The organism is Janthinobacterium sp. DSP2-3-3 (assembly GCF_049897325.1).
Taxonomy (GTDB): Bacteria; Pseudomonadota; Gammaproteobacteria; order Burkholderiales; family Burkholderiaceae_D; genus Janthinobacterium.
This window is the reverse complement of record NZ_JAFCWA010000011.1, coordinates 94,193-118,873: the sequence shown is the minus strand read 5'-3', so window position 1 is coordinate 118,873 and position 24,681 is coordinate 94,193. Positions and strand designations below refer to the sequence as shown.

Here is a 24,681-nt window from a genome sequence, read left to right as displayed (position 1 = left end):
ATCCCGCCGGGGCCGGCGCCTGCGTACTCACGAGTAGGCGGTGCCGGCCCCGCCGCCACTACCGCGGAGTTTTATCATGCCTACCGACATTCCCCCGGCGCCACCGGCCGCCACCCCTCTATTGACCCTGGACAACATCGGCAAGTCCTATGTCGGCCCCGTGCTGGGCGGCGTGGGCTTGCGCTTCGCCCCTGGCCAAGTGCTGGCGCTGACGGGAGAGAACGGCGCGGGCAAGAGCACCCTGTCGAAGATCATCTGCGGCCTGGAGCAAGCCACCACGGGCACGATGCTGCTCGATGGCAAGCCCTATCAGCCTGCCTCGCGCGCTGCCGCCGAGGCGCTGGGCATCCGCATGGTGATGCAGGAACTCAATTTGATTCCCACCCTGTCGATCGCGGAAAACCTGTACCTCAAGAATTTGCCGCAGCGTTTCGGCTTCATCGACCGACCGCGCCTCGAACGCGATGCGCGCGAACAGATGGATAAAGTCGGCCTGGGCGGACTCGACCCGTGGACACTCGTGGGCGAACTGGGCATCGGCCACCAGCAAATGATCGAAATCGCGCGCAACCTGATCGGTTCCTGCCGCCTGCTGGTGCTTGACGAGCCGACGGCCATGCTGACGCACCGCGAAGTGGAATTGCTGTTCCTGCAAATCGAGCGCCTGAAGGCCGAAGGCGTGTGCATCATCTATATTTCGCACCGCCTGGAAGAACTCAAGCGCGTGGCTGACCGCATCGCCGTGCTGCGCGATGGGCAACTGGTGTGCGATGACGATATCGCGGGACACTCCGCCGCCGACCTGGTCAGCCTGATGGTGGGCCGCTCGGCCGACGATGCGGTGGACTTGAGCGGGCGCACCATCGGCGCGCCGCTGCTGCGCGTGCGCGGGTTGGCGCGCGGCAAGGTGGTCAAGCCCACCTCGTTCGACTTGCGCGCCGGCGAAATCCTCGGCATTGCCGGCTTGATCGGATCGGGCCGCACGGAATTGCTGCGCCTGATTTTCGGCGCCGACCGCGCCGATGCCGGCAAAGTTTTCCTCGGTGACAGCACAACGCCCGCCGCCTTGACCTCGCCGCAGGCGGCTGTCCAGGCCGGCATCGCCATGATCACGGAAGACCGCAAGGGACAAGGCTTGTTGCTGCGCCAGTCCATCGCCGTCAACACCACCCTGGCCTCGCTTGATACCGTCAGCCACGCTGGCCTTGGCTGGCTCAACGATGCGGCCGAAGCGACGGTGGCCGACGATTATATCCAGCGCCTGGGCATCCGCTCGCGCAACAGCGCGCAAACGGTGGCGGAACTCTCTGGCGGCAACCAGCAAAAAGTGGTGATCGCCCGCTGGCTGTACCGGGACTGCCCCGTGATGCTGTTCGACGAGCCCACGCGCGGCATCGATATCGGCGCCAAGTTTGATATTTATCAGGTGCTGGCCGAACAGGCGCGCCAGGGCAAGGGCTTGCTCATCGTGTCGAGCGACTTGCGCGAACTGATGCTGATCTGCGACCGCATCGCCGTCATGAGCGCGGGCAGCATCGTCGAGACCTTCGAGCGCGGTGCCTGGAGCCAGGACGCGCTGCTGTCGGCCGCCTTCTCCGGCTATTTGACCCCAACTTCCACTCCAGCTGCGGCCTGATCCGCCGGAAAGATTCCCATGACCACCCACTCATCTCCTTCGTATCTGCAGCGCAGCCTGGCCGACCTGAAAAACTATGCGGGCCTGATCGGCGCCCTGCTGGCCATGTGCGTGCTGTTCTCGTTTGCCAGCGAAAACTTCTTTACGCTCGCCACGCTCAGCACCCTGTCGAACAACATCCCGACTTTGGTGGTAATGGCTGTCGGCATGACCTTCGTGCTGATCATCGGCGGCATCGACCTGTCGGTCGGCTCCGTGATGGCGCTGGCCGCCTCCGTGCTATCGCTGGCTGTCGTGCACTGGGGCTGGCCCGTGTGGAGCGCGGCCCTGCTGGGCATGTTCGTCGCCGCGCTGTGCGGCGCCACCACGGGCCTGATTTCCGTCGGCTGGCGCATTCCCTCATTCATCGTTTCGCTGGGCGTGCTGGAAATGGCCCGGGGCCTCGCCTATCAAGTGACCAATTCGCGCACGGAATACATCGGCAGCGCCGTTGACGGCATCAGCTCGCCGATCGCCTTTGGCCTGTCGCCCGCCTTCATCGCCGCCATCGCCATTGTTGTGATCGGCCACCTGGTGCTCACGCGCACGGTGCTGGGACGCCACTGGATCGGTATCGGCACGAATGAAGAAGCCGTGCGTTTGTCCGGCATCAACACGAAACCGTCAAAAGTGCTGGTGTTTGCCTTGATGGGTTTCCTCGCCGGCGTGGGCGCCCTGTTCCAAGTGTCGCGCCTGGAAGCGGCCGACCCGAATGGCGGCGTGGGCATGGAATTGCAAGTGATCGCCGCCGTCGTGATCGGCGGCACCAGCCTGATGGGCGGACGCGGTTCCGTCATCAGCACCTTTATCGGCGTGCTGATCATTTCCGTGCTGGAAGCGGGCCTGGCGCAAGTGGGCGTGTCCGAACCCGTGAAACGCATCGTCACGGGCCTGGTGATCGTCGCCGCCGTGGTGCTCGACACTTACCGCCGCCGCGGCGAGCGTTCGTAAGGGAAGGAAACCGCGCGACCATGGCAACCATCAAACAAGTGGCGCAGGCGGCAGGGGTGTCGTTTACCACTGTCTCGCACGTCCTCAACAATACCCGCCCCGTCAGCGACGAGGCGCGCCGCGCCGTGCTGGCGGCGGCGGAGCAATTGCATTACGTGCCTAGCGCGCTGGCGCGTTCCTTGCGCAGCCGCAGCACGGGTACCATCGGCCTGATCATCCCAAATAATACGAACCCGTATTTTTCGGAAGTGGCGCGCGGCATCGAGGACAGCTGCTACGCTGCCGGCTACAGCGTGATCCTGTGCAATTCCGATGATGACCCCGTCAAGCAGCGCGACTACCTGAACGTGCTCTTGACCAAGCGCTGCGACGGCTTGATTTTATCCGCGCTGGCCGACAGCGATGGCGAATTGCTGCGCAAGATGAAGGTGCCGGCCGTGCTGCTCGACCGCGCGCCCAGCGACCTGTCCATCGATGCCGTGGCTGTCGACAACCGCGCCGGGGGATCTTTGGCCGCGCGCCATTTACTGGGGCTGGGACGCCGGCGCCTCGCTTGCATCGCCGGCCCCCGCGAAGTGAGCATTTCCAACGAGCGCGTCGACGGCGCGCGCGGCGCCATGGCGGACGCGGGCGTGGTCCTGGCCGACGCGCTGTGCCGCCATAGCGATTTTACGAGCGCGGGCGGCTATGCGGCGGCGCTGGACTTGCTGGCGCTGCCGCAAGGCCAGCGCCCCGACGCCTTGTTCTGCTGCAATGACTTGATGGCATTTGGCGCCCTGCGCGCCGCCGCCGAGCGCGGCATTGCCGTGCCTGGCGAGCTGGCCGTCGTCGGCTTCGACGATATCGACCTGGCCAGCTTCGTGCATCCGGCCTTGAGCAGCGTGGCGCAAAACACGCGCGAGCTGGGCCACATCACGGCCGCCTGCCTGCTGGCGCGCATCGCCGACCCGGCCTTGCCGCGCCAGCAGCGCAGCATCGCGCCCGAACTGCACGTGCGCGGCTCCAGCGTGCCTGCCACTGTAACTTCTTCCGCACCGACTTCTTCACCTGCAACTGAACTGATGGGAATGACATCATGATCGTGGTTATCGGCAGCATCAATATGGACCTGGTCTTGCGCGTGCCGCGCATGCCCCTCCCCGGCGAAACCCTGACGGGCGGCGCTTTTCGCACCATTCCTGGCGGCAAGGGCGCCAACCAGGCCGTCGCTTGCGCGCGCCTCAGCGGCAAAGTGGCCGCCGGTGGCCAGCAAGTGGCCATGGTCGCTTGCGTGGGCGATGATGCGTTCGGCACGACCCTGCGCGCGGCGCTGGTGGGCGACGGCATCATCGACAGTCACATCACCACCTTGCCCGGTGTCGCGTCCGGCATCGCCTCGATCCTGGTGGACGAGAATGGCCAGAACAGCATCGTGATTGCCGGCGGCGCCAACGATCTGCTCAGCCCTGCGCACATTGACGCTGCGCAAGGGTTAATTGAACAGGCCGATATTGTCGTGCTGCAGCTGGAAACGCCGATGGCCACCGTCGTGCACGCCATCAAATTGGCCCGTTCCCTGGGCAAGACCGTGGTGTTGAACCCGGCCCCGGCCGCCAGCTTGCCGGACGGCGTGCTGGAACTGGTCGACTACCTGATTCCGAATGAAATCGAAGCGGCCATGCTGGCCGGCGTCAGCCCGGAAGGCGTGGACGTCAAGGTGCTGGCGGCTGCGCTGCAAAAGCTGGGCAGCGATAACGTCATCATCACCCTCGGCTCCAAGGGCGTGCACGCGGCGCTGTATGGCGGCGATTATGATTTCCCGGCCGAAGTGGTGAAAGCCGTCGATACGACGGCCGCCGGCGACACCTTTATCGGCGGTTTTGTGGCGGGCCTGGCGTCCGGCATGGACGAGGCCGAAGCGATTCAACAAGGCCAGCGCGCGGCCGCCTGGAGCGTTACCAAGCCTGGCGCGCAAACCTCGATCCCCCACTTGCACGAGCTGTTCTGAACCTATGAAAAAATCACCGCTGCTCAATATTGCGCTGTCGCACATGATTGCTTCGCTGGGGCATGGCGATATGCTCGTCATCGGCGATGCGGGCTTGCCGTCGCAACCGGGCGTGCCCCTGATCGACCTGGCCTTGACGCGCGGCATTCCCGGCTTCATCGATACCGTGAACACCGTGCTGAGCGAAATGCAGGTGGAATACCATTTGTTCGCCAGCGAGTTACTGCAGCACAACCCGGCCATGGCGGCGCAGGTGGCGGCGCTGGATTTACCCGATGCGCGCCAGGTGACGCACGACGAGTTCAAGCAACTGTCGAAGGGCGCGCGCGCCATCGTGCGCACGGGTGAGTGCAGTCCGTATGCCAACGTCATTCTGGTGGCTGGCGTCGTGTTCTAGCGCAAATAATGGTGAAACTGTTTGCCAAAAACATCATCGTTATTGACTTCACAGAAATAATCATCCATCGGCAAAAGGGGCGGCTACAATAGCCTTACCCCTGCCAGCTCGGCAGTTTCCTGTGGTGTCCTGCCATGCCGATGAAAGCAGCCGACGCTTTCCGCTCCTTCTTGCCGCCTGCCGGCAGGCTTGTGTACGGTTGGCGCTGCCTTTTCTTCCTGCTGCTGTGCCTGGCAACGCCCGCCCGGGCGCTGGAATCCATCTCCCTGCAGCTCAATTTCACGCATCAATTCCAGTTTGCCGGCTATTACGCGGCCATCGAGCAAGGTTATTACCGCGAGGCGGGGCTGGAGGTCAAGCTGGTCGAAGGCAGCGGTGTGCCGCGTGCCGAGGCCGCCGTGCTGGCGGGTCAGGCCGAGTATGGCGTCGGCAACAGCAGCTTGTTGCTCAGCCGCATGGCTGGCAAGCCCCTGGTGGTGCTGGCCGTGGTGTTCCAGCATTCGCCCAGCGTGCTGCTGATGCGCCGGCATGGCGGCGCGCCCGATGTGCGCAAGCTGGCGGGGGCGGCCGTGATGATAGGTGCGTCCGACGTGGCGACCGCTTCCGATGAAGTGTCGCTGTTCCTGCAGAAAATGGGCGTCGCGCCGCAGCAGCTGCGTCACTTGCCGCCCAGCTACCGGGTCGAGGATTTGATCGACGGCAAGGTCGATGCGATTGCCGCGTACTCCACAAACGAACCGGACTACCTGGACCGGGCGGGTTTTTCCTACTATCAATTTACGCCGCGCACGGCCGGTATCGATTTCTACGGCGACAACTTGTTTACCAGCGAGCACGAGCTGCGTCGCCATCCCGAGCGCGTCAAAGCGTTCCGTGCGGCCAGCCTGCGCGGCTGGCAATACGCGATGGCGCACCGCGAGGAAATGGCGCGTCTGATCCACGTCAAATACAGCCAGCGCCACGACCGCGCGCATCTGCTGTACGAGGCGCAGCAGATGGAATTGCTGCTGCAGCCCGTGCTGGTGGAGCTCGGCTACATGAATCCCCAGCGCTGGCAGCATATCGCCGACACGTATGTCGCCATGGGCGTGTTGCCGCCCAATGCCACGGACAGCGGCGCCTACAAGGACTTTTTGTATCGCCCCGTGCCAGGCGCCGACCTGGGCTGGCTGTACCTGTCGCTGGGCGTGGCGGGCAGCCTGCTGGCCGTGTCGGCGGCCTTTCACTTCAGCAATCTGGCGCGCGAGCGCCACCGCACCGAGGAAACCATCCGCCAGGGGGAGTTGCGCTTTCGCACCATGTTCGAGGAAGCGCCCATGGGCATCGCCCTGATCGATACCGTGAGCGGACAGTTTCTCGACATCAATCCGCGCTACCTGGCCATCAGCGGGCGCAGCCTGGAACACATGAAGCGGTCGAGCTGGATGGAGATCAGCCATCCCGACGACGTGGCCGGCGAGCAAGAGCAGGTGGCGCAGCTGCTGGCGCGGCGCATGCAGGGCTTCCGCCACGCCAAGCGCATCGTGCGTCCCGATGGCGGCGTGGTCTGGGTCGATGCATCGGTGACGGCCATTGCCACGGCGCGCCACGGCGGGCCACACCACCTGTGCATGCTGGAAGACGTGACGGACAAGCGGCAAACGGAAGCGCTAATCTGGCAGCAAGCCAATTTCGATACCTTGACGCAATTGCCGAACCGGCGCATGTTCCATGAGCGCCTGCGCCAGGCGCTGGCCCAGGGCCGCCGCGATACGAGCCGCGTGGCCATCCTGTTCATCGACCTCGACCATTTCAAGGAAGTCAACGACACCCTGGGCCACCACCAGGGTGATATTTTGCTGATCGAAGCGGCGCGGCGCATCCGCGTCGGCGTGCGCGAGACGGACACGGTGGCGCGCCTGGGCGGCGATGAATTCACGGTGATTCTGTCCGACCTTGATGATCTGCAGCAAGTCGACCGCATCGCGCGGCAGATACTCGACGGCTTGCTGGCGCCGTTTTTGCTGGGACAGGAACAGGCATTCGTCTCGGCTTCGATCGGCATCACCCTGTATCCGGACGACGCGGGCACTATCGAGGACTTGCTCAAGCATGCGGACCAGGCCATGTATGTCTCGAAAGGGGCGGGGCGCAACCGCTACAGCTACTTTACGCCGGCGATGCAGGTGGCGGCCGTCAACCGCATGCGCATGGGGGCGGACTTGCGCACGGCCCTGCGCGAACAGCAGATGCAGCTGCATTATCAGCCCATTGTCGAACTGCGTAGTGGCAATATTGTTAAAGTGGAAGCCTTGCTGCGCTGGCATCATCCGCAGCGGGGCATCGTGTGCCCGCCCGATTTCCTGGCGCTGGCCGAAAGCAGCGGTTTGATCGTGGAGATCGGCGACTGGGTGCTGCGCACGGCAGCCGCGCAATTGCTGCATTGGCGCGCGCAGGGCCAGGCCATCGGCTTGCCGGGACTGCAGCTGTGTCTGAACCAGTCGCCGCTGGAATTGCAGCGCGAAGTGGAGTCGCCCGGCACCTGGCTGCGCCAACTGATGGCGTTCGATGTGCCGGCCTCGGCCATCGTGCTCGACATGCGCGAAGATGCGCTGCTGGGACACGGTGCCAGCGCCGGCAACGGCATGGCGCAGCGGCTGCAGCATTTGCGCGAGGCGGGCTTGCAGATCGCCCTGGACGACTTCGGTAGCGGCCAGGCCTCGCTGACGCAATTGCAGCAATGCGGCATCGATTACCTGAAACTCGACGGCGTGCTGGTGCGCAAGCTGGCGCCCGGCGCCAGCGAACTGGTGCTGTGCGAAGCCATCGTCACCATGGCCCACAAGTTGGGCTTGCGGGTCATCGCCGAAGGGGTGGAGACCGAAGAGCAGCGCGCGCGGTTGCTGGAGATCGGCTGCGATTTTGCACAAGGCGATTTGTTTGCGCCGCCGCTGGCCATCGAAGCGTTCGATGCGCTGCTGCACGCCCGGCGGCCCTTGCACCCTTGAAACAGGCATACTCTGCCACCAGATGTCCACTGGCCCTGCGGGACAGGGCTCCCGGCCTGAACAGGCTTATACTCGACGGGCTGGCGCCTGCGCCCGGCTCCAGCTGTCACCGGTTCGCGTTATGAACCGGGCGCGCAGGCAAATCTTCTTCCATTCACTCAACTTGAGGTGACCTCATGGGCATTTTCAGCAATATCTACAACAAAATCTTCCACCATGCTTCCGACGCCGCTCCGGCAGCCACGCCAGCCGCCGCTACGACAGCACCTGCAGCAGCATCGGCGGCAGCACCTGCACCTGCACCAGCGGTTGCCGTGCCGGTGGTGGACGTGGAAGTGGTGCTGGTCGACCTGGCCAGCAAGAACGCGGAAACACTCAATTGGCGCACATCCATCGTCGACCTGATGAAACTGCTTCAGCTTGACAGCAGCCTGGCCGCGCGCAAGGAACTGGCACAAGAGCTGCACTTCACGGGCGATACCAATGATTCGGCCAGCATGAATATCTGGCTGCATCGCCAGGTGATGATCAAGCTGGCGGAAAACGGCGGCAAGGTACCGGAAGAACTGAAGAACTAAGCACCCGGCGGCAGCACGAATCCCCACCGCTGCCGCTATTCAATCCTGCAAGAACTGCCTATGATGGTGTTCCCATAGCGTTGCGATAGCTAAAAACAATTGAAACTATTGTTACAATCAATTTTGCATATGGATTAAAACCCCTTACACTAGGGTCTTACTGATTCACCACACGAGAGGAAATGATTATGTCGCTCATCAATACCCAAGTTAAACCATTCAAGGCAACCGCGTTCCACAATGGCAAATTCGTCGACCTGACGGAAGCGTCGCTGAAAGGCAAGTGGTCGGTATTCGTGTTCTACCCAGCCGACTTCACCTTCGTTTGCCCAACCGAACTGGAAGACCTGGCCGATCACCACGCTGAATTCCAGAAGTTGGGCGTCGACGTCTACGGCATCTCGACCGACTCGCATTTCGCGCACAAAGCATGGCATGACACCTCGGACGCGATCAAGAAAGTGCAATACGCCCTGATCGGCGACCCAACCGGTACCCTGTCGCGCAATTTCGAAGTCATGATCGAAGAAGAAGGCATGGCACTGCGCGGTACCTTCGTCATCAATCCAGACGGCTTCATCAAAGTGCTGGAAGTGCATGACAACGGCATCGGCCGTGACGCATCGGAACTGTTGCGCAAAGTCAAGGCAGCCCAATACGTTGCCGCTCACCCAGGCGAAGTTTGCCCAGCCAAATGGACGGAAGGCGCAGCAACCCTGACCCCATCGCTGGACCTGGTTGGCAAGATTTAAGTCTTGAAACCTTGCAATATCTAGCAGCAAACAAGTAGTTACCGCGATGCCGGACCGGGTGTCCGGCCCGGCATTCGCCTAAATATTTGTCAAAGGAAAAAATCATGTTGGACGCAAATCTCAAAGCGCAGTTGAAAACCTATTTGGAAAAAGTAGTGCAGCCCATTGAGATCGTCGCCAGTCTCGATGACAGCGCCAAGGCCCGTGAAATGGAAGAATTGCTCCAGGAAATCGTCCTGTTGAGCGACAAGATCACTCTGGTCAAGCGCAATGATGGCGCCGAGCGCAAGCCATCGTTCAGTATCAACCGCCCAGGCACCGATATCGGCGTGCGTTTCGCCGGCATCCCGCTGGGCCATGAATTTACTTCGCTGGTGCTGGCGCTGCTGCAAGTGGGCGGCCACACCATCAAGTTCGACGACGCCGTGATCGAACAGATCCGCAACCTCGACGGCGACTACGAGTTTGAAACGTTTATTTCGCTCTCCTGCCATAACTGCCCGGAAGTGGTGCAGGCATTGAATGCCATGGCCGTGATCAACCCGCGCATCAAGGTCACCACCATCGATGGCGGCGTGTTCCCGAAAGAAGTGGAAGCGCGCCAGATCATGGCCGTGCCGATGATGTTCCTGAATGGCCAGCATTTTGGCCAGGGACGCACGAATGTCGAGGAAATCCTCGCCAAGCTCGACACCAACGCCGGCGCACGTCAGGCGGAAGCGCTGAACAAGAAAGACGTCTTTGATGTACTGATCGTCGGCGGCGGCCCTGCCGGTGCGGCAGCGGCCATCTACGCGGCCCGCAAAGGCATCAAGACGGGCGTGCTGGCCGAGCGTTTTGGCGGCCAGGTACTCGATACCCTTGCCATCGAGAATTTCATTTCCATCAAAGAAACGGATGGTCCGAAGTTTGCCATGGCGCTGGAACAGCACGTCAAGGAATACGAAGTCGACATCATGAACACCCAGCGCGCCACGAAGTTGACGCCGGGCAAGCTGGTCGAGATTGAAACGGCGAATGGCGCCATCTTGAAAGCCAAGACCGTCATCCTGGCCACCGGTGCCCGCTGGCGCGAAATCAATGTGCCGGGCGAGAAGGAATACCGCAACCACGGCGTGGCGTACTGCCCGCACTGCGATGGTCCTTTGTTCAAGGGCAAGCGCGTGGCCGTGATCGGCGGCGGCAACTCGGGTGTGGAAGCGGCGATCGACCTGGCCGGCCTGGTGAAACACGTGACCCTGATCGAGTTCGGCGCGGAACTGCGCGCCGATGCAGTGCTGCAACGCAAGCTGCACAGCCTGCCTAACGTGACCGTGATCACCTCGGCGCAAACCACCGAGATCCACGGCGATGGCAAGATCGTCAATGGCCTGCGCTACACGGACCGCATTAGCGGCGAGTCGAACAAGGTCGAGCTGGAAGGCGTCTTCGTGCAAATCGGCCTAGTGCCGAACACGGAGTGGCTGAAAGGCACGGTAGCGTTGTCGCGCCACGGTGAAATCGAAGTCGATGCCCGCGGCCAGACTTCGATCCCCGGCGTGTTTGCAGCCGGCGACGTCACCACGGTGCCGTACAAGCAGATCATCATCGCCACCGGCGAAGGTGCCAAGGCAGCCCTGTCCGCCTTTGACCACCTGATCCGCTCGGATGACGAGGAAGTGGTCGAAGAGTCCGCTGTCAAGGAAGCACTGACGGCTTGATCATTGCGCTGTATCAAAAAAAACCGGAACGGCCGCGAGGCTGTTCCGGTTTTTTTATGCGTAGAGGAAACTCAGCTGCCCGCGTACTGGGGATTGGCGGCCACATACACGGCGACGCCATCGACGGGCATGTCCTTGGGCGCGATCTCGGCCAGGGCGAAGACGGTCTTGTTGTTGAAGGTTTGCACGTGCCACGTAAAACGCTGGCCGGCGCGCGCGATGGTGACGGCTTCGCCGCGCGTGACGTTGATGTGCCGCGTCTCGGGCTGCAGGTCGATGCTGCGCTGGGCGGCGGCATGGGGGGCGCTGCTGCCATAGTCGGCGGGCGTGCCCGTGGGGCCGGCGGCGATGGCCGAGGTGGCACAGGTGGCGAAGGCGGCGCACAGGATGGCAAGGGCGTTGCGGTGGGTGTTCAACATAATTTCTCCAAGAATAAGCCAGGCGCGGTGCATAACCGCGCCATTTTGTTGTTGTGGCTGCACCGGGATCGCCGGTTTTTGCAACACGGCATCGTAAGCGTTTCTTGGTTGAACTGCAAATCTGTATTTTCTGTCTATATTTCCACCGTCGCCGCCAGCGGTACGTCCGGCGCCAGGTGGCTGGTCAGCACGATGCATTGGCGCGCCAGGCGAAGCGGGTCGGCCAGGCGCGCGCGCAGATGCGCCATGGCGGCCGCGTCGAGGCCATTGAATGGTTCATCGATCAGCAGCAGGCGCACGGGCAAGGCCAGGGCCAGCGCCAGTTGCAGTTTTTTGTGCTGGCCCAGCGAGAGGGCGGTGATGCTTTGCTGCAAGGTGGACGTCATGGCAAACGCCTTCAGCTCGTCGTTCAGCAGGGATTGGTCGCTGCCCGGGTACAGTGCCAGGTGCAAGTCGAGCCATTCATGCACCTGCAGCCAGGGCAGGGCGGGCGCGTCGCCGCCGCAATAGAAGGCCAGTGCGCGGTACGCCAGCGGCATGCAGCCGCTGTCGACGTCATCCAGACGGATGGCGCCGCGCGCGGGCAGCAGGGCGCCACCCGCCAACTTCAGCAAGGTCGTCTTGCCGGCCCCGTTCGCGCCGCGCAGCCAGGTGATGCCGGGGCCGAATTGCAGATTGCAGCCCCGGAAGACGCTGTGCGTGGCAAAGTGAAAATCGAGGTGCTGGATCTGCAGGACAGGAGAGGGGATATTCAATTCCATAATTCGCTTCCGATAGCGCTCAAGGCAAGGATGGACAAGACGACGAGGACGACGCGCCCGCGCGCCTTGAGGCGGGGCAAGCCGACGATGGCCAGCAAGGCCGCGCTGGCGGTGAGGGCATACACGCTGGTGACGCGCTGCTGCAAGGAGGCGGGGTGGATGTTGTACAGTAAGACAGCGCCTGCCAGCAGCACGGCAAACGGTGGCAGCAGGCTCGCGGCGCAGGCCAGGCGTGTCAAGGCAGTGCTGGCCAGGGGCCAGGCGTTCAGCGAAGGGCGCAGCACGGCGATCTGCTCGCGCACGGCCTTGTCGCCGCGGTCCGTCACAATGATCAGGCTGGCGCTGGCCAGTAAACCGAGCAGCGGTGCGGGCACCAGGGGCGCACGCAGCAGCCAGGCCAGCATACTGGCGCCAGCAGTGGCCAGCAGCACGCTTTGCTGGATGCCAATCACATTGTCGTTACGCCAGAACGGCAGCCAGAACAGCTGGCGCCACAGGAACACGGTGCGCCAGCGCGGCCGTTGCGGCACATAGGCGCTCATCGTTGGCGAGCGCGCCCTTTGTGCGGGGCGTGGCGCGCGCAGGCGCTGCGTCACGATGAGCGTCGTCAGCAGCCAGGCCAGCAGCCAGGCGGCGATGGTGGCGGCGATGCCAGGCGCGACAATCGGGCGCAGCCAGGGCGGCGACTGCACCAGCCAGATGGCGGCCGAGACGGCATAAGCGAGGCCCAGCGGCAGCATCAGCAAGCCGGCCACGGCTACATCGGCTTGCCAGCGCAAGCGCGTCGGCAAGGGCAGCTGGCGTAGCCAGGCGGCGATGGGGGCCGGCAGCAGCCGCTTGCGCAGCAGCCAGGCGGGCAGGCAGGTCAGCAGGGCTTGCGCGCTCAGCACGCCCAGGGCGGCGGGCCAGGGCAGGCTCACGGCGAGAAAGCCGGGCAGGGCGATGACGCTGAGTAGACCCAGCAGGACGGGGCCGGCCAGGAACACGAGAATTTCCATGGAGCTGGCCAGGCTGGCGGCAAATTGCAGCAAAGCATGATGGGCCAGGCGCAGGCGCAGGGCGAGGTAAGGGGAAAGACTGTGGGGCAGGCGCATCAGGCAGGAGCTGCAGAGTCAGGATGAGCGCTGATTCTAGTGCATTTTTCGGGCCTGAAATGGGAAAAGCCCTTCGGTTCTGGGAACCAAAGGGCTTTTCTTTTATTGGCGGAGCGGACGGGACTCGAACCCGCGACCCCCGACGTGACAGGCCGGTATTCTAACCAACTGAACTACCACTCCAAGCTCGTATGATCTGTGTTGCTGATCCATGAAGCACTGGATAATTTTCTGTATTGGTGGTGGGTGCTGAGAGGCTCGAACTCCCGACCTACGCCTTGTAAGGGCGCCGCTCTACCAACTGAGCTAAGCACCCGCATACCCAGAAAACTATCCCGACGTTTGTCACCACGTCTGGAAGAGGCACTATTATAGGGGGCGCTTTCCCGCTTGTGCAACTATTCTTGAGGGCTAAAAGCAGTTTTTTTGCTGAAAAGCGCAAAAATGTTCAAGGGGAGGAGTACTGAGGTGTTTTTTGCTTCTGAAATGGGAAAAGCCCTTCGGTTCTGAGAACCAAAGGGCTTTTCTTTTATTGGCGGAGCGGACGGGACTCGAACCCGCGACCCCCGACGTGACAGGCCGGTATTCTAACCAACTGAACTACCACTCCAAGCTCGTATGATCTGTATTGCTGATCCATGAAGCACTGGACAGTTTTCTGATTTGGTGGGTGCTGAGAGGCTCGAACTCCCGACCTACGCCTTGTAAGGGCGCCGCTCTACCAACTGAGCTAAGCACCCGTTGCTTGTCTCAGAAAACCATCCCGACGTTTGTCACCACGTCTGGAAGAGGCGCTATTATAGGACGATGGAAATCCTTGTGCAAGCGCTTTTTCACATTATTCCGTGATATTCCATTGGGACAGCATCCACGCCATATTAAACGCGTTCTCGGCGATGGCGTTGTAGCGGCCCGAAGCGCCGCCATGGCCGGCGCCCATATTCGTTTTCAGCAGCAGCGGATTGCTGTCCGTTTTATACGCGCGCAGCTTGGCCACATACTTGGCCGGTTCCCAGTACATGACCTGGCTGTCGTTGAGGCCCGTCGTCACCAGCATGGCGGGATAGTTCTTGCGCGCAATGTTGTCGTAGGGCGAATAGCTGAGCATGTAGTCGTAGGCCGCTTTCTGGTTAGGATCGCCCCATTCCAGGTATTCGCCCGTCGTCAGGGGCAGGCTGGCGTCCATCATGGTATTCATCACGTCGACAAACGGCACGGCCGCGTGCACGGCGTGGAACAGGTCGGGGCGCATGTTGACGACGGCGCCCATCAAGAGGCCGCCCGCGCTGCCGCCCTGGATGATCAGGCGGTTCGGGCTGGTCCATTTTTCGCGCACCAGGTAGTCGGCGCTGTCGATGAAGTCATGGAAGGTGTTTTTCTTCTTCATCAGCATGCCGTCTTCATGCCAGGCTTCGCCCATGTCCGTCCCGCCGCGGATATGCGCTTGCGCATAGATGACGCCCCGCTCCAGCAGGCTGATGCGGCTGATGGAAAAAGTGGCTTCCGTGGAAATGCCATACGAGCCATACGAGTACAGCAGCAGCGGTGCGGAACCGTCGAGCTTGACGCCTTTCTTGTAGACGACCCACAGCGGCACTTGCACGCCATCGCGCGCCTTCACCCACAAGCGCTGCGTGGTGTAGCGGCTGCCGTCAAAGCCGCCGACGATTTCCTGCTGTTTCAGCACCGTGCGCTTGCCATCCTCCATGCTGACGTCAATCACCGTGGGCGGCGTGACAGGCGACTGGTATGACATGCGAAATTGTGTGGCGGAAAACTCCGGCGTGCCGACCGACGTGGCCAGGTAGACGGGGTCGTCGAATTGCACCGTCTTCCAGTTTTTATGCGCGAAATCGTAGATGCGCGCGCGGTTCAGGGCGCGTGCCTTTTCCATCACCACCAGGTAGCCCTGGAAGACGTCGATGGACTGGATCACGGCGTCCTTGTTGTGCGGCACGACGGGCTTCCAGTGTTTCAGCTGCGGCGCAGACAGCGGCGCGCTGACGACGCGGAAATTCTTCGCCTCCTTGTTGGTGAGAATATACAGCTGGCCGTCGCGGTGTTCGACGACGTAGCGGTGGCCTTTTTCGCGTTTCAGCACGCTCTGGAAACTGCCTTGCGGCTTGTTCGTTGGCAACAGCAGCACTTCGGTGGTATCCGTGCTGCCCGAGGTCAGCACGAAGAACTGCTTGTCATGCGTGCGGTCCACATGGATGGCGAACTGTTCCACCGGCTCGTGGTAGACCTGTTGCGGCGCGCCGCCCAGGGCCAGGCGGAACAAGCGGTCCGAGCGCTTGGTGGTGGCATCTTCCTGGGCCAGCATCAGGGTGGCATTGTCCGCCGCCCAGGCCAGCGAAGTCACGCGTGGCATGCTGTCGCCCAGCAACTTGCCCGTCTTCAAATCCTTGACATGCAGCTCGTACTGGCGGAAACCCGTCGTGTCGGTGGTGTAGGCCAGCAATTGTTCATTCGGGCTGATGGAAAACGCGCGCACGGCAAAGAATTTGTTGCCTTCGGCCAATTGATTCTGGTCCAGCAGAATTTCCTCGACCGCCTGCGCATCGTAGGCACCGCTGGCGCCGACAGGACGGCGGCAATGAAGCGGGTATTGCTTGCCCGCTTCCGTGCGCGTGTAATAGTAAAAGTTACCTTGGCGCGCAGGCACGGACAAGTCCACTTCCTGCATGCGGCCCTTGACTTCCGCATAGATCTTGTCTGCCAGCGGCTGGATCGGGGCCGTGACGGCGGCCGTGTAGGCGTTTTCCGTATTCAGGTAATCGATCACGGCAGGGTCGGTTTTCTTTTGCAGCCAGCGGTAGTCGTCCGTGACGACCGTGCCGTGGCGCGTTTCCTGCCAGGCTGTCTTGCCGGCAACCGGCGCGGTGGACGTGGCGACGGTGGCGGCAACGGTGGTGGTAGTGTCGGCCAGCGCAGATGGCGCCAGCGTGGACAGTAGCAGGGCCGGCAGGATGGATGACCAGACGGACCGGCGGCGCGAAGCGTGATGGGTGATAGACAAGACGACTCCTTTTAATAGTTGTGCCAAGATTGTAATCTTGCCATTGAGAAAAGCAACCGCTGATCGCCGCCGTCGCGCCGCGTTCGTTTCATCTTGCATCCGTGGCCATTTCGGGTAATACTGTATGCATGCACAGTATCTTGCCGCAATAAAGGCAAGCCAATCCGCCGCGAGGTGCCCCTTTGACCCTATCTGCCCCAATATTGCCTGAAGCGCGCCGCTGGATTGCCCACCTGGACATGGACGCCTTCTTCGCCTCCGTGGAACTGTTGAAATATCCGCAATTGCGCGGCGAAGCCGTCGTCATTGGCGGCGGCCGGCTGCAGCAGCCCGTGCTGCAGGAAGATGGCACGCGGCAATTTGCGCGCATGCGCGACTACGTGGGGCGCGGCGTCGTCACCACGTCGACCTATGCGGCGCGTAAGTTTGGCGTGTTTTCCGCCATGGGCATCATGAAGGCGGCCAAGCTGGCGCCGGACAGCATCCTGCTGCCGGCCGATTTCGAGGCTTACCGCGAGTATTCGGCCCGCTTCAAGCAAGCCGTGGCCCAGTTGTGCCCCATCATCCAGAACGTGGGCATCGATGAAATCTATGTCGACCTGACCGAATACGGCGAGCAGGCGCCGGCCATGGCGGCGCGCCTGAAGGCGGCCGTGTTCGAAGCGACGGGCCTGTCGTGCTCGATCGGCTTGGCGCCCAACAAATTGCTGGCGAAAATCTGTTCTGATCTGGAAAAACCCGACGGATTGACCATTTTGTCGCCCGAGGATATTGAAACGCGCGTGTGGCCCTTGCCGGCAAAAAAGATCAACGGCATCGGCCCGAAAGCCACGGCCAAGCTGGAAGCGCTGGGCATCGTCAGCATTGGTGAACTGGCGCAAGCCGACCTGGCCATGCTGCGCACGCAGTTCGGCGACCTGTACACGGGCTGGCTGCGCCAGGCGGCGCTGGGCATCGATGAGCGGGCTGTGCAGACGAGCAGGGAAACCAAGTCCGTCAGCCGCGAAACGACGTTCGAGCGCGACTTGCAGGTGGTGCGTGACCGCGCCACCCTGTCGGAAAAGCTGGAAAGCCTGTGCACGCGCGTGGCGGGCGACCTGGATAAACAGTCGCTGGCGGGGCGCACGGTGGGCATCAAGCTGCGCTTCGAGGATTTCAGCACCGTCACGCGCGACATCACCTTGCCCAGCGCCACGGCGGACGCCGCCGCCATCCTGCGCGCCAGCCGCGATTGCCTGCGGCGCGTGCCGTTTGAAAAGAAAATCCGCCTGCTGGGCGTGCGCATCTCGACCTTGTCCGATCCGGCCGGCGTGACGCGGCAGGCGCCAGCCCAGGCGGAGCTGTTCCCCGCCCTGTAGCGGCATTCCCCATGCATAACAAGCATCGCGCCAGTCCGCGCTTTTGACGGCATTCCCGTGTCGAAAGTGTAGAATGGCGTTCCCCTGGCACTACTGAAACAAACGGAAGACAAAAATTATGTGGTTCAAGAATCTTCAGATTTACCGCCTGCCCGCACCATGGGCTTATACGCCAGAACAACTGGAAGAGGCCTTGTCCTCGAACAAATTTACGCCGGCGACCAGCATGGATCTGATGCGCCAGGGCTGGGATACGCCACGCCCGAATGGCGGTCTGGTCCACGTGGTCAACAAGCAAATGCTGATCTTGCTGGGCACGGAAAAGAAACTGTTGCCAGCGACCGTCATCAACCAGGTGGCCAAGGCCCGCGCTGCCGAGATGGAAGAAGCGCAAGGCTTTGCGCCTGGCAAGAAAGCCATGAAAGAATTGAAAGAGCGCGTGGCCGACGAGCTGCTGCCGCGCGCCTTCAGCATCCGCAGCAACGTCTGGACGTGGATCGACCCCGTCAATGGCTGGCTGGTGGTCGATGCCGCCAGCCCGGCAAAAGCCGATGAAGTCATCAAGCTGCTGTTGAAGGCCGTCGATAAACTGCCGCTGGAAAGTCTGCGCGTGCAGCGCTCGCCGGTGGCGGTGATGACGGAATGGCTGCAAGCGGACGATGCGCCTGCCGGCTTCACGGTCGACATGGATACGGAATTGCGCGCCACGGGCGAAAGCAAGGCCACCGTGCGCTACGTGCGCCATACCCTGGAAGCGGACGATGTGCGCCGCCACATCGCGGCCGGCAAGCAGTGCACGCGCCTGGCCATGACGTGGAATGACAAGATATCGTTCGTGCTGACGGAGTCCCTGGCCATCAAGAGCGTCAAGCCGCTGGACGTGATCAAGGAAACGGAATCGAGCACGAAGAACGACGACGAGCGTTTCGACGGCGACGTGATGCTGATGACGGGCGAGCTGAGCAAGCTGATGGCCGATGTGGTCGAAGCCTTGGGCGGCGAGGCGACGGCATAAAAGCAGTCGTACAGGTACGGAAAAGGAGCTGCGGCTCCTTTTTTTCGCCTGTGCAATCTGCGGACGCATAAAAAAAGCGCCTTGCACGGTGAAGTGCAAGGCGCTTTCCAGACAAGTCAATTCACAACGTCAAATTAGAACTTGTAGTTGCCGGTGATGTAGAACGAACGCATCATTGGATCGGCGTAGCGTGGGTCGAAGCCGACTTGGTGGCCCGACGAAGCGCGCAGCGACAGCGGCGGTGCACGGTCGAACAGGTTTTTGATGCCTGCGCGGATCGTGGTTTGCTTGTCAAAGGCGAAACGTGCTTGCCAGTCGAACGTCGTGTACGACGGTACTTGCAGGCGGAAACCCTTCACTTCTTTTTTGGCTGCTAAGTCATACACGGTCGCGGGGGCATCGGTGTAGCCGTTACGGTAGTTGACCGTTACCGTGTTGCTCAGGCGGCCCGTATCCAGGGTCGTCGTCAGCTTCATCAGGTTGCGGAACGTGACTTCGTTGGTGTCGCCGAAGAAGTTCATGTTGCTGGTGAACACATTGTCGCTGCCGGCTTTGGTGTAGTTGGCGTGCAACATGTGCGTACCGCTCAATTGGGCGGTCAGCTTGCCGAAGTCAAACTTGTGGTTGGCCGACAGATCCCAGTCGATACCACGGTATTCCTTCTTGCCGATGTTGACCGACAGTTTCTTGAACGCGTAGTAGGTATTGCCGGTCGATGGTTCCTTGTAGGTCGAGAAGCTCGTTGCGTACTTGACCGGATCGGCAAATGCCTGCTCTTCGGTGATTTCCGATACGGCATTGCGCAGTTTCACGTCCCACAGGTCGGCGCCGAACGAGAAGGCTGCGCTAGGCTCGACACGGAAGCCCAGGGTGAATTGCTTCGATTTTTCCGATTGCAGTTCTGGATTGCCTTGCGACACGGCGTTGTATTGCGTTGTTTCACCGCGGCAAAGTGGCGAACCTGGGGTTGGGCAGTCAAATTTCTTGGCGGTAAAGCCGGCGTTGACCAGTGGCTGAGCGATGTCCAGCATACTTGGCGCCTTGAAGCCCGTGCCGTAGGAACCGCGGATCAGCACGGTTTGTACCGGCTGCCAGCGTGCCGATACCTTGTAGGTATTGGCGCTGTCCTTTTTGCCGATGGTTTTGTTGTTCAGCTTATCATCGATTGCCTTGACCGCATCGTAACGGCCGCCGACGGTCATTTCGAACGACTTGGCCAGTGGAGCCAGCAACTCGACGAACGCGCCGTAGGTGTCGCGGCTCATGTCGTAGGCAGCCTTCGTGTTGAAGCTGTAGATGTCGTCGCCGGTGGCGCCTGGCGACTGCTCATAGCGGTAGGTGCGGTAGTCGCCGCCGATACCCAGGCTGGCTTTGCCGCCTGGCAAGGAGAACAATTCACGCGAGCCATGCGTGTCGACGCCGCGCATGGTGGTCGATGCGGTGCGTACCGAACCGACGAATTGCGCGCCGGCGACCTGCGCTTGCACGGATGGCTTTTGGCCCAACGCGAACGCATCGAAATCCGGGTTGGCCAGTATGTCCTTGAAGGCCTGGTTTTTCTGGTAACCGCTCGTGTAGCGCTCGTCGATCGAGTTTTGCGACCAGGTCAGGCCGCTCTCGAAGTTCCACGCGCCCAGTTCGCCTTCCACGCCAACCACCATGTGTTTGGTTTGGGTAACGGTCTGGCTTGCACGCAAACCAAAGTCGGTGCTGCGGTAGTTGGCCGTGATCGATTTGATGTCCGCCTGTTGCGCTGGCGACAGGTAGGGTTGTACATAATTCGCGTAGGCGGAAGGATTTTTGAACACCAGCTTTTCAACGCCGGTGACAGGGTCTTTTTCCGTTTGCGCGATCGAGATGGGGATCGGGTTGGCGGCGATACGCGCCGTCAGGTCGTAGCGCGAGTAGGCCAGTTCGGCGAACGCGTTCAGGCTGTCATTGAGCTTGTAGGTTGCTTTGGAGAACAGGCTGTCGCGTTTCGATTGCGGCACGATTTCTACGGTGGAACCGGTGTCGAAGCCGCAAGCGTTGCGATTGCTGGTCGTGACGTAGGAATTATCAGGGCAATTTCCATTGTTTTGCTTCAGATACGGCGTGAAGGCCGTCGAAGTGGTGCTGTTGTTGTAGGCAACAGTCGCGCCTGCCGGCGAGGCCGAGGTGCTGGTGCGGTCCCAGATGTAGTTCTTGCCGCCGCGGGCGAATTTCAGGAACGAGGTATCGGCGAATTTGCGGTCGGTCGCGATCAGTTTCGACTGTTCGTCGTGGCGGTACGATACCAGCACGTTGAAGCGGTCTTCGTCCAGGTCGCCGAAACCGTAGGTGACACTGGTATTCCAGGCGTTGCCGCCCTTGTCTTCCGGACCGCCATAGGTGGCTTCCAGGGTCGCGCCTTGGACGTTTTTCTTCAGGATGAAGTTCAGTACGCCGGCGATGGCGTCCGAGCCGTACAGGGCCGAAGCGCCATCGGTCAGGATTTCGACGCGCTCAACGGCGCTCATCGGGATGGCGTTCAGGTTGACCGTGGTGCCGGAACCTTGTGGCGCGATGCGGCGGCCGTTCAACAGTACCAGAGTGTAGGTCTCGCCAATGCCGTGCAGCGATGCACTGGTATTGCCACCCGAATCGGAACCGGCAGCAACTGCGCCGATGGTGAAGCCTTGCATGGCCGGCAGGGCTTGGATCAGGTCGGCTACCGAGGTGGCGCCCGATTTGGCGATCGCTTCTTGCGTCAGGCGCTGTACAGGCAAGGCGCCTTCGACGGCGATACGCTTGATACTCGAACCGGTAATTTCAACTTTTTGAATTGCCTCGTCCGCCATGGATTGGCCAGAGAACAACACGCTACCTGCCAGGACGGTCAGGGCCAGGCGTACGCTGCGCACGCCAATTTTTTCTTTAAATGCCATTGTAACAATTACTCCGTAGTAGTTTTAATAACGACAAGCGGTACACGAGCACGTATCAAGCCATCGGATAGATGACCAGGATGCTCGTGTACGGTAGGCGAAACCACGTCAATAGGAAGTGGAAGACTACTTAGCGCAATATTGTTATAAATGCACTTATGACTTGTCGAGGCAAACATTATGTCGTCTCAGCAAGAAAAAATGCATATCAACCGTGTCGGATTTGGCAATAAATTATGGATACAGAAGAATATTTAACTAAATTGTTAAATTGAAGTTTTATATTTAATAATATTGATGTTTTTAAAAATGATAGATGGCGTTTTTTTACAACATAAAATTATTATATTGGCAATTTAATGTTTTACCTATAATAATTCGATGAAAACTGTTGTATTGCTGAATTTATGAACGGTGAAAAATGTAAAAAAAGCCCGTTGGAAACGGGCTTGTCGAATTGTGACAGAGTGTCAGTCAGAGCGTTTGCCAGTCTGCTTTTTACATCTTGCCTGCCATCGGCTTATAAGGGCTGGAACACGCCGGCGGCGCGGTTCTTTTGCACATTGTCCCAGGCGAAGATCTGGCCATTCATGGCCACATACACGCCGGCTGGCAAGGTTTGCGCCACGCCGCAGGCAAAGCCCAGGTTGAACAGGGCATCGGAATTGTTGATTTCGTAGGGAATCATGGCGCCTGTCAGGATGACCGTTTGCTGCAGGTTCGCCGCGCCCAGCACTTGCGCCGTTTCGCGCATGGTGTCGGTGCCGTGGATGATGACGATGGCTTTTTCCTGTGCCGCGCGGCACGAGGCCAGCACGCGCTGGCGGTCCGCATCCTGCATGTCGAGCGAGTCCAGCAGTGGCAGTTGCTCCAGGGCCACGGGTGCCGTCATGCGCGCGCGGGCTATCGCTGCCGGCAAATGACTGTCGGAAAAGCCCAGAGTACCGTTCAATTCGTTGTAGTGTTTGTCGAAAGTGCCGCCAGTGGCGAGTATGCGCAAAGTCATGATGTGGTCACGATGTCAGTGGAGAATGACGCGCATGATAGCGTGGATTGGCAGCGTTGCGTGAATGGGCGCTGCAGATGGGGCAGCGTGCTTGCCGCCTGCGTTTGCGCCGCATCTGGAAAATTTGCCCATCTGTGAGTACACTGGTTTCTTTGTTTGCCTACCGCCCCCACTCCGTATGAAAGCGCTCGCTCCCGGCACTGTCATTTTTCACCGCCACCGCGGCTATGGCGTGATCACGTCCGTGAATCTGCTGACGGGCTGGATCGCCGCCCGTTTCGGCAGCGAAGCGCGGACCCTGGACCTGAACCTGTCGACCGACGATGTGCAGTTTGCCGATGGCGAAGCGATCCTGTTTCGCCGCGCGCCGCCCGACCGCATGCCGCACGCGCGCCTGATGTCCATGGTGCGTGAGCTGCACCAGGCCGGTTATCAAAAACTGTATCTGTATTCCTGGCCGAAACCGTCGGGCCTGCACTGGCGTTGGCATTTGTTTACGGGGCCGCGCGACTGGATGCAGCGGCCCTGGCGCGAAGGCTGGTACGGCTCGGGCGCCGATTACAACGTCAACCCCGTGATGGGCTGGGGCGATAAGCCCGGCGCCGCTACCGGCGAACTGATCGATGCTCTGGCCCGTTTCGACCCGCAGGGCCTGGCGCAGGCGCTGGGGCGCGACGACGACCATAGCGATTGGTTTGGCCGCGTATGCGACGCTTTATTACCTAATTACATGTACAGCCTGGACATGCCGCGCACCCCAGGCGAGCCCTTGGCTGACATGCCGCCCGTGCCGGTGGTCGCCGTGCGCGCCGGCGTGGCGCCGTACGAGGGGCCGGACATCGCCTGGCCGCCTGGCTGGGCCGGCCTGTGGCGCGGCCGGCACGTGCTGCCAGCGCCCGCCATACGCATCACGGGTGAGCCGGACCTCATCAAGGGCTTTCAGCGCTCCTGAGGCATTTGCCGCGCATGCGTCAGCACTGCGGGATTGAGCAGGCGCGTGCATTGATTCTGCGCAAAATCGACGATGTTTTGCAAGGCGTAGCGGAAATACAGTTCATAGCTGTCACGCTCGACGTAGCCCAGGTGTGGCGTGGCCAGCACGTTCGGCAGCAGCAGCAATGGCGTGCCTGGAGGCAGCGGCTCGTCCGTAAACACGTCCAGCGCGGCGGCACCCGGGCATCCCAGCGGCAGCGCCGCTTCCAGCGCGCCATCGGCCACCAGTTCGGCGCGGCTGGTGTTGACGAACAGGCTGGTCGGTTTCATGCTCGCCAGGTCTTCGTTTGTTACCAGGCCGCGCGTGGCGTCGGATAGGCGCAGGTGCAAGGTCAATACGTCGGCCTGTTCAAAGAAGGCTGCACGCGATGCCGCCGCCGTATCGCCGGCCGCCACGGCCGCGGCGCGGCTCGCTTCGCTGCCCCACACGAGAATGGTCATGCCGAAGGCGCGGCCATAGCTGGCGACCAGCTGGCCGATCTTGCCGTAGCCCCAGATCGCCAGGGTGCGTCCCTTGAGCACCGTGCCCAGCGTATTGCGCGCCGCTTCCAGCGACGACGTCTGCCATAGCCCTTCCTGCAAATGTTGCGCGTACGGCACGATCTTGCGCTGCGCCGCCATGATCAGCGCCCACGTCAGTTCGGCCGGCGCCGTGGGCGAGCCGATGCCTTCCGCTATGGCGATACCCAACTCGGTTGCGGCCGGCACGTCGATGTGTCCGCTGACCTTGCCCGTTTGCGAAATCAGTTTCAGATTCGGCAGTTTCGACAGCAAGGCGCGGTTGAAACTGCTGCGTTCGCGGATCAGCACCAGCGCGTCGAACGGCGCCAGGCGAATCGCCAGCTGGCCCAGGCCCCGCGCCGTATTGCTGAACACCTTGACCTCGTGGCCATCGAGCAATGGGAAACAATCGAGGCCGCGCACGGCATCCTGATAGTCATCGAGTATGGCAATTTTCATGGTGGATGGCCGATTTGAGTAAGGATTTGGTAGGGAAATAACAGGATACGGACAATGCTGAATAGCCTACTACATTAGTCAAGCTATTCTCCTACATTTTTGCGAGAATAGCCGTTACTCGGG

The 24,681-nt window shown here is 61.2% G+C and carries 19 protein-coding genes and 4 tRNA genes; 12 read left to right on the top strand and 11 right to left on the bottom strand.

The features are described from left to right. The first annotated feature begins 76 nt into the window (after positions 1–76). The 9 genes from ACP7DE_RS21140 to ahpF all read left to right on the top strand — a co-directional run bounded on the left by ACP7DE_RS21140 (position 77) and on the right by ahpF (position 11,027). Complete coding sequence (locus ACP7DE_RS21140; RefSeq protein ID WP_426073929.1) at positions 77–1,636, top strand: sugar ABC transporter ATP-binding protein; 1,560 nt, start codon at positions 77–79, stop codon at positions 1,634–1,636. An 18-nt stretch (positions 1,637–1,654) separates the two neighbouring features. Beyond that, entirely contained in the window at positions 1,655–2,626 is a 972-nt protein-coding gene (locus tag ACP7DE_RS21135) for an ABC transporter permease (RefSeq protein ID WP_426073928.1), read from the top strand. A gap of 20 nt (positions 2,627–2,646) precedes the next feature. Further along, positions 2,647–3,705, top strand: a complete 1,059-nt coding sequence (locus ACP7DE_RS21130; protein WP_426073927.1) for a LacI family DNA-binding transcriptional regulator — start codon at positions 2,647–2,649, stop codon at positions 3,703–3,705. Beyond that, complete coding sequence (gene rbsK / locus ACP7DE_RS21125) at positions 3,702–4,613, top strand: ribokinase (RefSeq protein ID WP_426073926.1); 912 nt, start codon at positions 3,702–3,704, stop codon at positions 4,611–4,613. The genes ACP7DE_RS21130 and rbsK overlap by 4 nt, the downstream gene beginning before the upstream one ends. A gap of 4 nt (positions 4,614–4,617) precedes the next feature. Then, entirely contained in the window at positions 4,618–5,010 is a 393-nt protein-coding gene (gene rbsD, locus ACP7DE_RS21120; protein ID WP_426073925.1) for a D-ribose pyranase, read from the top strand. 134 nt (positions 5,011–5,144) lie between these two features. Next, positions 5,145–7,997 carry an EAL domain-containing protein gene (locus ACP7DE_RS21115; RefSeq protein ID WP_426073924.1) on the top strand — a complete coding sequence of 951 codons (2,853 nt, stop codon included), beginning with the start codon at positions 5,145–5,147 and terminating at the stop codon, positions 7,995–7,997. A 176-nt stretch (positions 7,998–8,173) separates the two neighbouring features. Further along, complete coding sequence (locus ACP7DE_RS21110) at positions 8,174–8,575, top strand: DUF3597 domain-containing protein (protein WP_426073923.1); 402 nt, start codon at positions 8,174–8,176, stop codon at positions 8,573–8,575. Positions 8,576–8,763: 188 nt separating this feature from the next. Continuing rightward, positions 8,764–9,327: an alkyl hydroperoxide reductase subunit C gene (ahpC, locus tag ACP7DE_RS21105; RefSeq protein WP_034780873.1), complete on the top strand. Its 564-nt coding sequence runs from the start codon at positions 8,764–8,766 to the stop codon at positions 9,325–9,327. 104 nt (positions 9,328–9,431) lie between these two features. Continuing rightward, a complete protein-coding gene (gene ahpF / locus ACP7DE_RS21100; RefSeq protein WP_426073922.1) occupies positions 9,432–11,027 on the top strand; it encodes an alkyl hydroperoxide reductase subunit F in 1,596 nt (531 codons plus the stop codon). Positions 11,028–11,098: 71 nt separating this feature from the next. Here ahpF and ACP7DE_RS21095 read toward each other — a convergent pair whose 3' ends face one another. The 8 genes from ACP7DE_RS21095 to ACP7DE_RS21060 form a co-directional block, all read right to left on the bottom strand. Next, positions 11,099–11,446, bottom strand: coding sequence for a CzcE family metal-binding protein (locus tag ACP7DE_RS21095; protein WP_426073921.1), 348 nt, complete (start codon positions 11,444–11,446; stop codon positions 11,099–11,101). A gap of 134 nt (positions 11,447–11,580) precedes the next feature. Next, positions 11,581–12,207, bottom strand: coding sequence for an ABC transporter ATP-binding protein (locus tag ACP7DE_RS21090; RefSeq protein ID WP_426073920.1), 627 nt, complete (start codon positions 12,205–12,207; stop codon positions 11,581–11,583). Next, complete coding sequence (locus ACP7DE_RS21085; protein WP_426073919.1) at positions 12,198–13,301, bottom strand: hypothetical protein; 1,104 nt, start codon at positions 13,299–13,301, stop codon at positions 12,198–12,200. Before ACP7DE_RS21085 ends, ACP7DE_RS21090 begins: the two co-directional genes overlap by 10 nt. Before the next feature lie 106 nt (positions 13,302–13,407). Further along, a tRNA-Asp gene (locus ACP7DE_RS21080) sits at positions 13,408–13,484 on the bottom strand. 57 nt (positions 13,485–13,541) lie between these two features. Then, a tRNA-Val gene (locus ACP7DE_RS21075) sits at positions 13,542–13,617 on the bottom strand. Between the two features lie 217 nt (positions 13,618–13,834). Then, positions 13,835–13,911: transfer RNA gene (locus tag ACP7DE_RS21070), tRNA-Asp, on the bottom strand. 54 nt (positions 13,912–13,965) lie between these two features. After that, positions 13,966–14,041 (bottom strand) — tRNA-Val (locus ACP7DE_RS21065). A 98-nt stretch (positions 14,042–14,139) separates the two neighbouring features. Then, positions 14,140–16,320, bottom strand: a complete 2,181-nt coding sequence (locus ACP7DE_RS21060) for a S9 family peptidase (protein ID WP_426073918.1) — start codon at positions 16,318–16,320, stop codon at positions 14,140–14,142. A gap of 203 nt (positions 16,321–16,523) precedes the next feature. Between ACP7DE_RS21060 and dinB the strand changes: the two genes are divergently transcribed. Both dinB and ACP7DE_RS21050 read left to right on the top strand, forming a co-directional pair. After that, entirely contained in the window at positions 16,524–17,678 is a 1,155-nt protein-coding gene (gene dinB, locus ACP7DE_RS21055) for a DNA polymerase IV (RefSeq protein WP_426074004.1), read from the top strand. A gap of 118 nt (positions 17,679–17,796) precedes the next feature. Further along, on the top strand, positions 17,797–18,693 hold the full coding sequence (locus ACP7DE_RS21050) for a recombination-associated protein RdgC (RefSeq protein ID WP_100874868.1): 897 nt from the start codon (positions 17,797–17,799) through the stop codon (positions 18,691–18,693). Positions 18,694–18,827: 134 nt separating this feature from the next. Here ACP7DE_RS21050 and ACP7DE_RS21045 read toward each other — a convergent pair whose 3' ends face one another. Continuing rightward, complete coding sequence (locus ACP7DE_RS21045) at positions 18,828–21,599, bottom strand: TonB-dependent receptor (RefSeq protein WP_426073917.1); 2,772 nt, start codon at positions 21,597–21,599, stop codon at positions 18,828–18,830. A 520-nt stretch (positions 21,600–22,119) separates the two neighbouring features. Further along, entirely contained in the window at positions 22,120–22,605 is a 486-nt protein-coding gene (locus ACP7DE_RS21040) for an asparaginase domain-containing protein (protein ID WP_426073916.1), read from the bottom strand. 178 nt (positions 22,606–22,783) lie between these two features. Between ACP7DE_RS21040 and ACP7DE_RS21035 the strand changes: the two genes are divergently transcribed. Then, on the top strand, positions 22,784–23,557 hold the full coding sequence (locus ACP7DE_RS21035; protein ID WP_426073915.1) for an L-asparaginase: 774 nt from the start codon (positions 22,784–22,786) through the stop codon (positions 23,555–23,557). Here the strand turns inward: ACP7DE_RS21035 and ACP7DE_RS21030 are convergent. Continuing rightward, a complete protein-coding gene (locus tag ACP7DE_RS21030; protein WP_426073914.1) occupies positions 23,545–24,558 on the bottom strand; it encodes a D-2-hydroxyacid dehydrogenase family protein in 1,014 nt (337 codons plus the stop codon). The genes ACP7DE_RS21035 and ACP7DE_RS21030 overlap by 13 nt on opposite strands. Positions 24,559–24,681: the final 123 nt, after the last annotated feature.

Bases quoted from the DNA above. Each gene is read 5' to 3' on its own strand.
- ACP7DE_RS21140 (WP_426073929.1), top strand. From the start codon at position 77: ATGCCTACCGACATTCCCCCGGCGCCACCGGCCGCCACCCCTCTATTG.
- ACP7DE_RS21135 (WP_426073928.1), top strand. From the start codon at position 1,655: ATGACCACCCACTCATCTCCTTCGTATCTGCAGCGCAGCCTGGCCGAC.
- ACP7DE_RS21130 (WP_426073927.1), top strand. From the start codon at position 2,647: ATGGCAACCATCAAACAAGTGGCGCAGGCGGCAGGGGTGTCGTTTACC.
- rbsK (WP_426073926.1), top strand. From the start codon at position 3,702: ATGATCGTGGTTATCGGCAGCATCAATATGGACCTGGTCTTGCGCGTG.
- rbsD (WP_426073925.1), top strand. From the start codon at position 4,618: ATGAAAAAATCACCGCTGCTCAATATTGCGCTGTCGCACATGATTGCT.
- ACP7DE_RS21115 (WP_426073924.1), top strand. From the start codon at position 5,145: ATGCCGATGAAAGCAGCCGACGCTTTCCGCTCCTTCTTGCCGCCTGCC.
- ACP7DE_RS21110 (WP_426073923.1), top strand. From the start codon at position 8,174: ATGGGCATTTTCAGCAATATCTACAACAAAATCTTCCACCATGCTTCC.
- ahpC (WP_034780873.1), top strand. From the start codon at position 8,764: ATGTCGCTCATCAATACCCAAGTTAAACCATTCAAGGCAACCGCGTTC.
- ahpF (WP_426073922.1), top strand. From the start codon at position 9,432: ATGTTGGACGCAAATCTCAAAGCGCAGTTGAAAACCTATTTGGAAAAA.
- ACP7DE_RS21095 (WP_426073921.1), bottom strand. From the start codon at position 11,446: ATGTTGAACACCCACCGCAACGCCCTTGCCATCCTGTGCGCCGCCTTC.
- ACP7DE_RS21090 (WP_426073920.1), bottom strand. From the start codon at position 12,207: ATGGAATTGAATATCCCCTCTCCTGTCCTGCAGATCCAGCACCTCGAT.
- ACP7DE_RS21085 (WP_426073919.1), bottom strand. From the start codon at position 13,301: ATGCGCCTGCCCCACAGTCTTTCCCCTTACCTCGCCCTGCGCCTGCGC.
- ACP7DE_RS21050 (WP_100874868.1), top strand. From the start codon at position 17,797: ATGTGGTTCAAGAATCTTCAGATTTACCGCCTGCCCGCACCATGGGCT.
- ACP7DE_RS21045 (WP_426073917.1), bottom strand. From the start codon at position 21,599: ATGGCATTTAAAGAAAAAATTGGCGTGCGCAGCGTACGCCTGGCCCTG.
- ACP7DE_RS21040 (WP_426073916.1), bottom strand. From the start codon at position 22,605: ATGACTTTGCGCATACTCGCCACTGGCGGCACTTTCGACAAACACTAC.
- ACP7DE_RS21035 (WP_426073915.1), top strand. From the start codon at position 22,784: ATGAAAGCGCTCGCTCCCGGCACTGTCATTTTTCACCGCCACCGCGGC.
- ACP7DE_RS21030 (WP_426073914.1), bottom strand. From the start codon at position 24,558: ATGAAAATTGCCATACTCGATGACTATCAGGATGCCGTGCGCGGCCTC.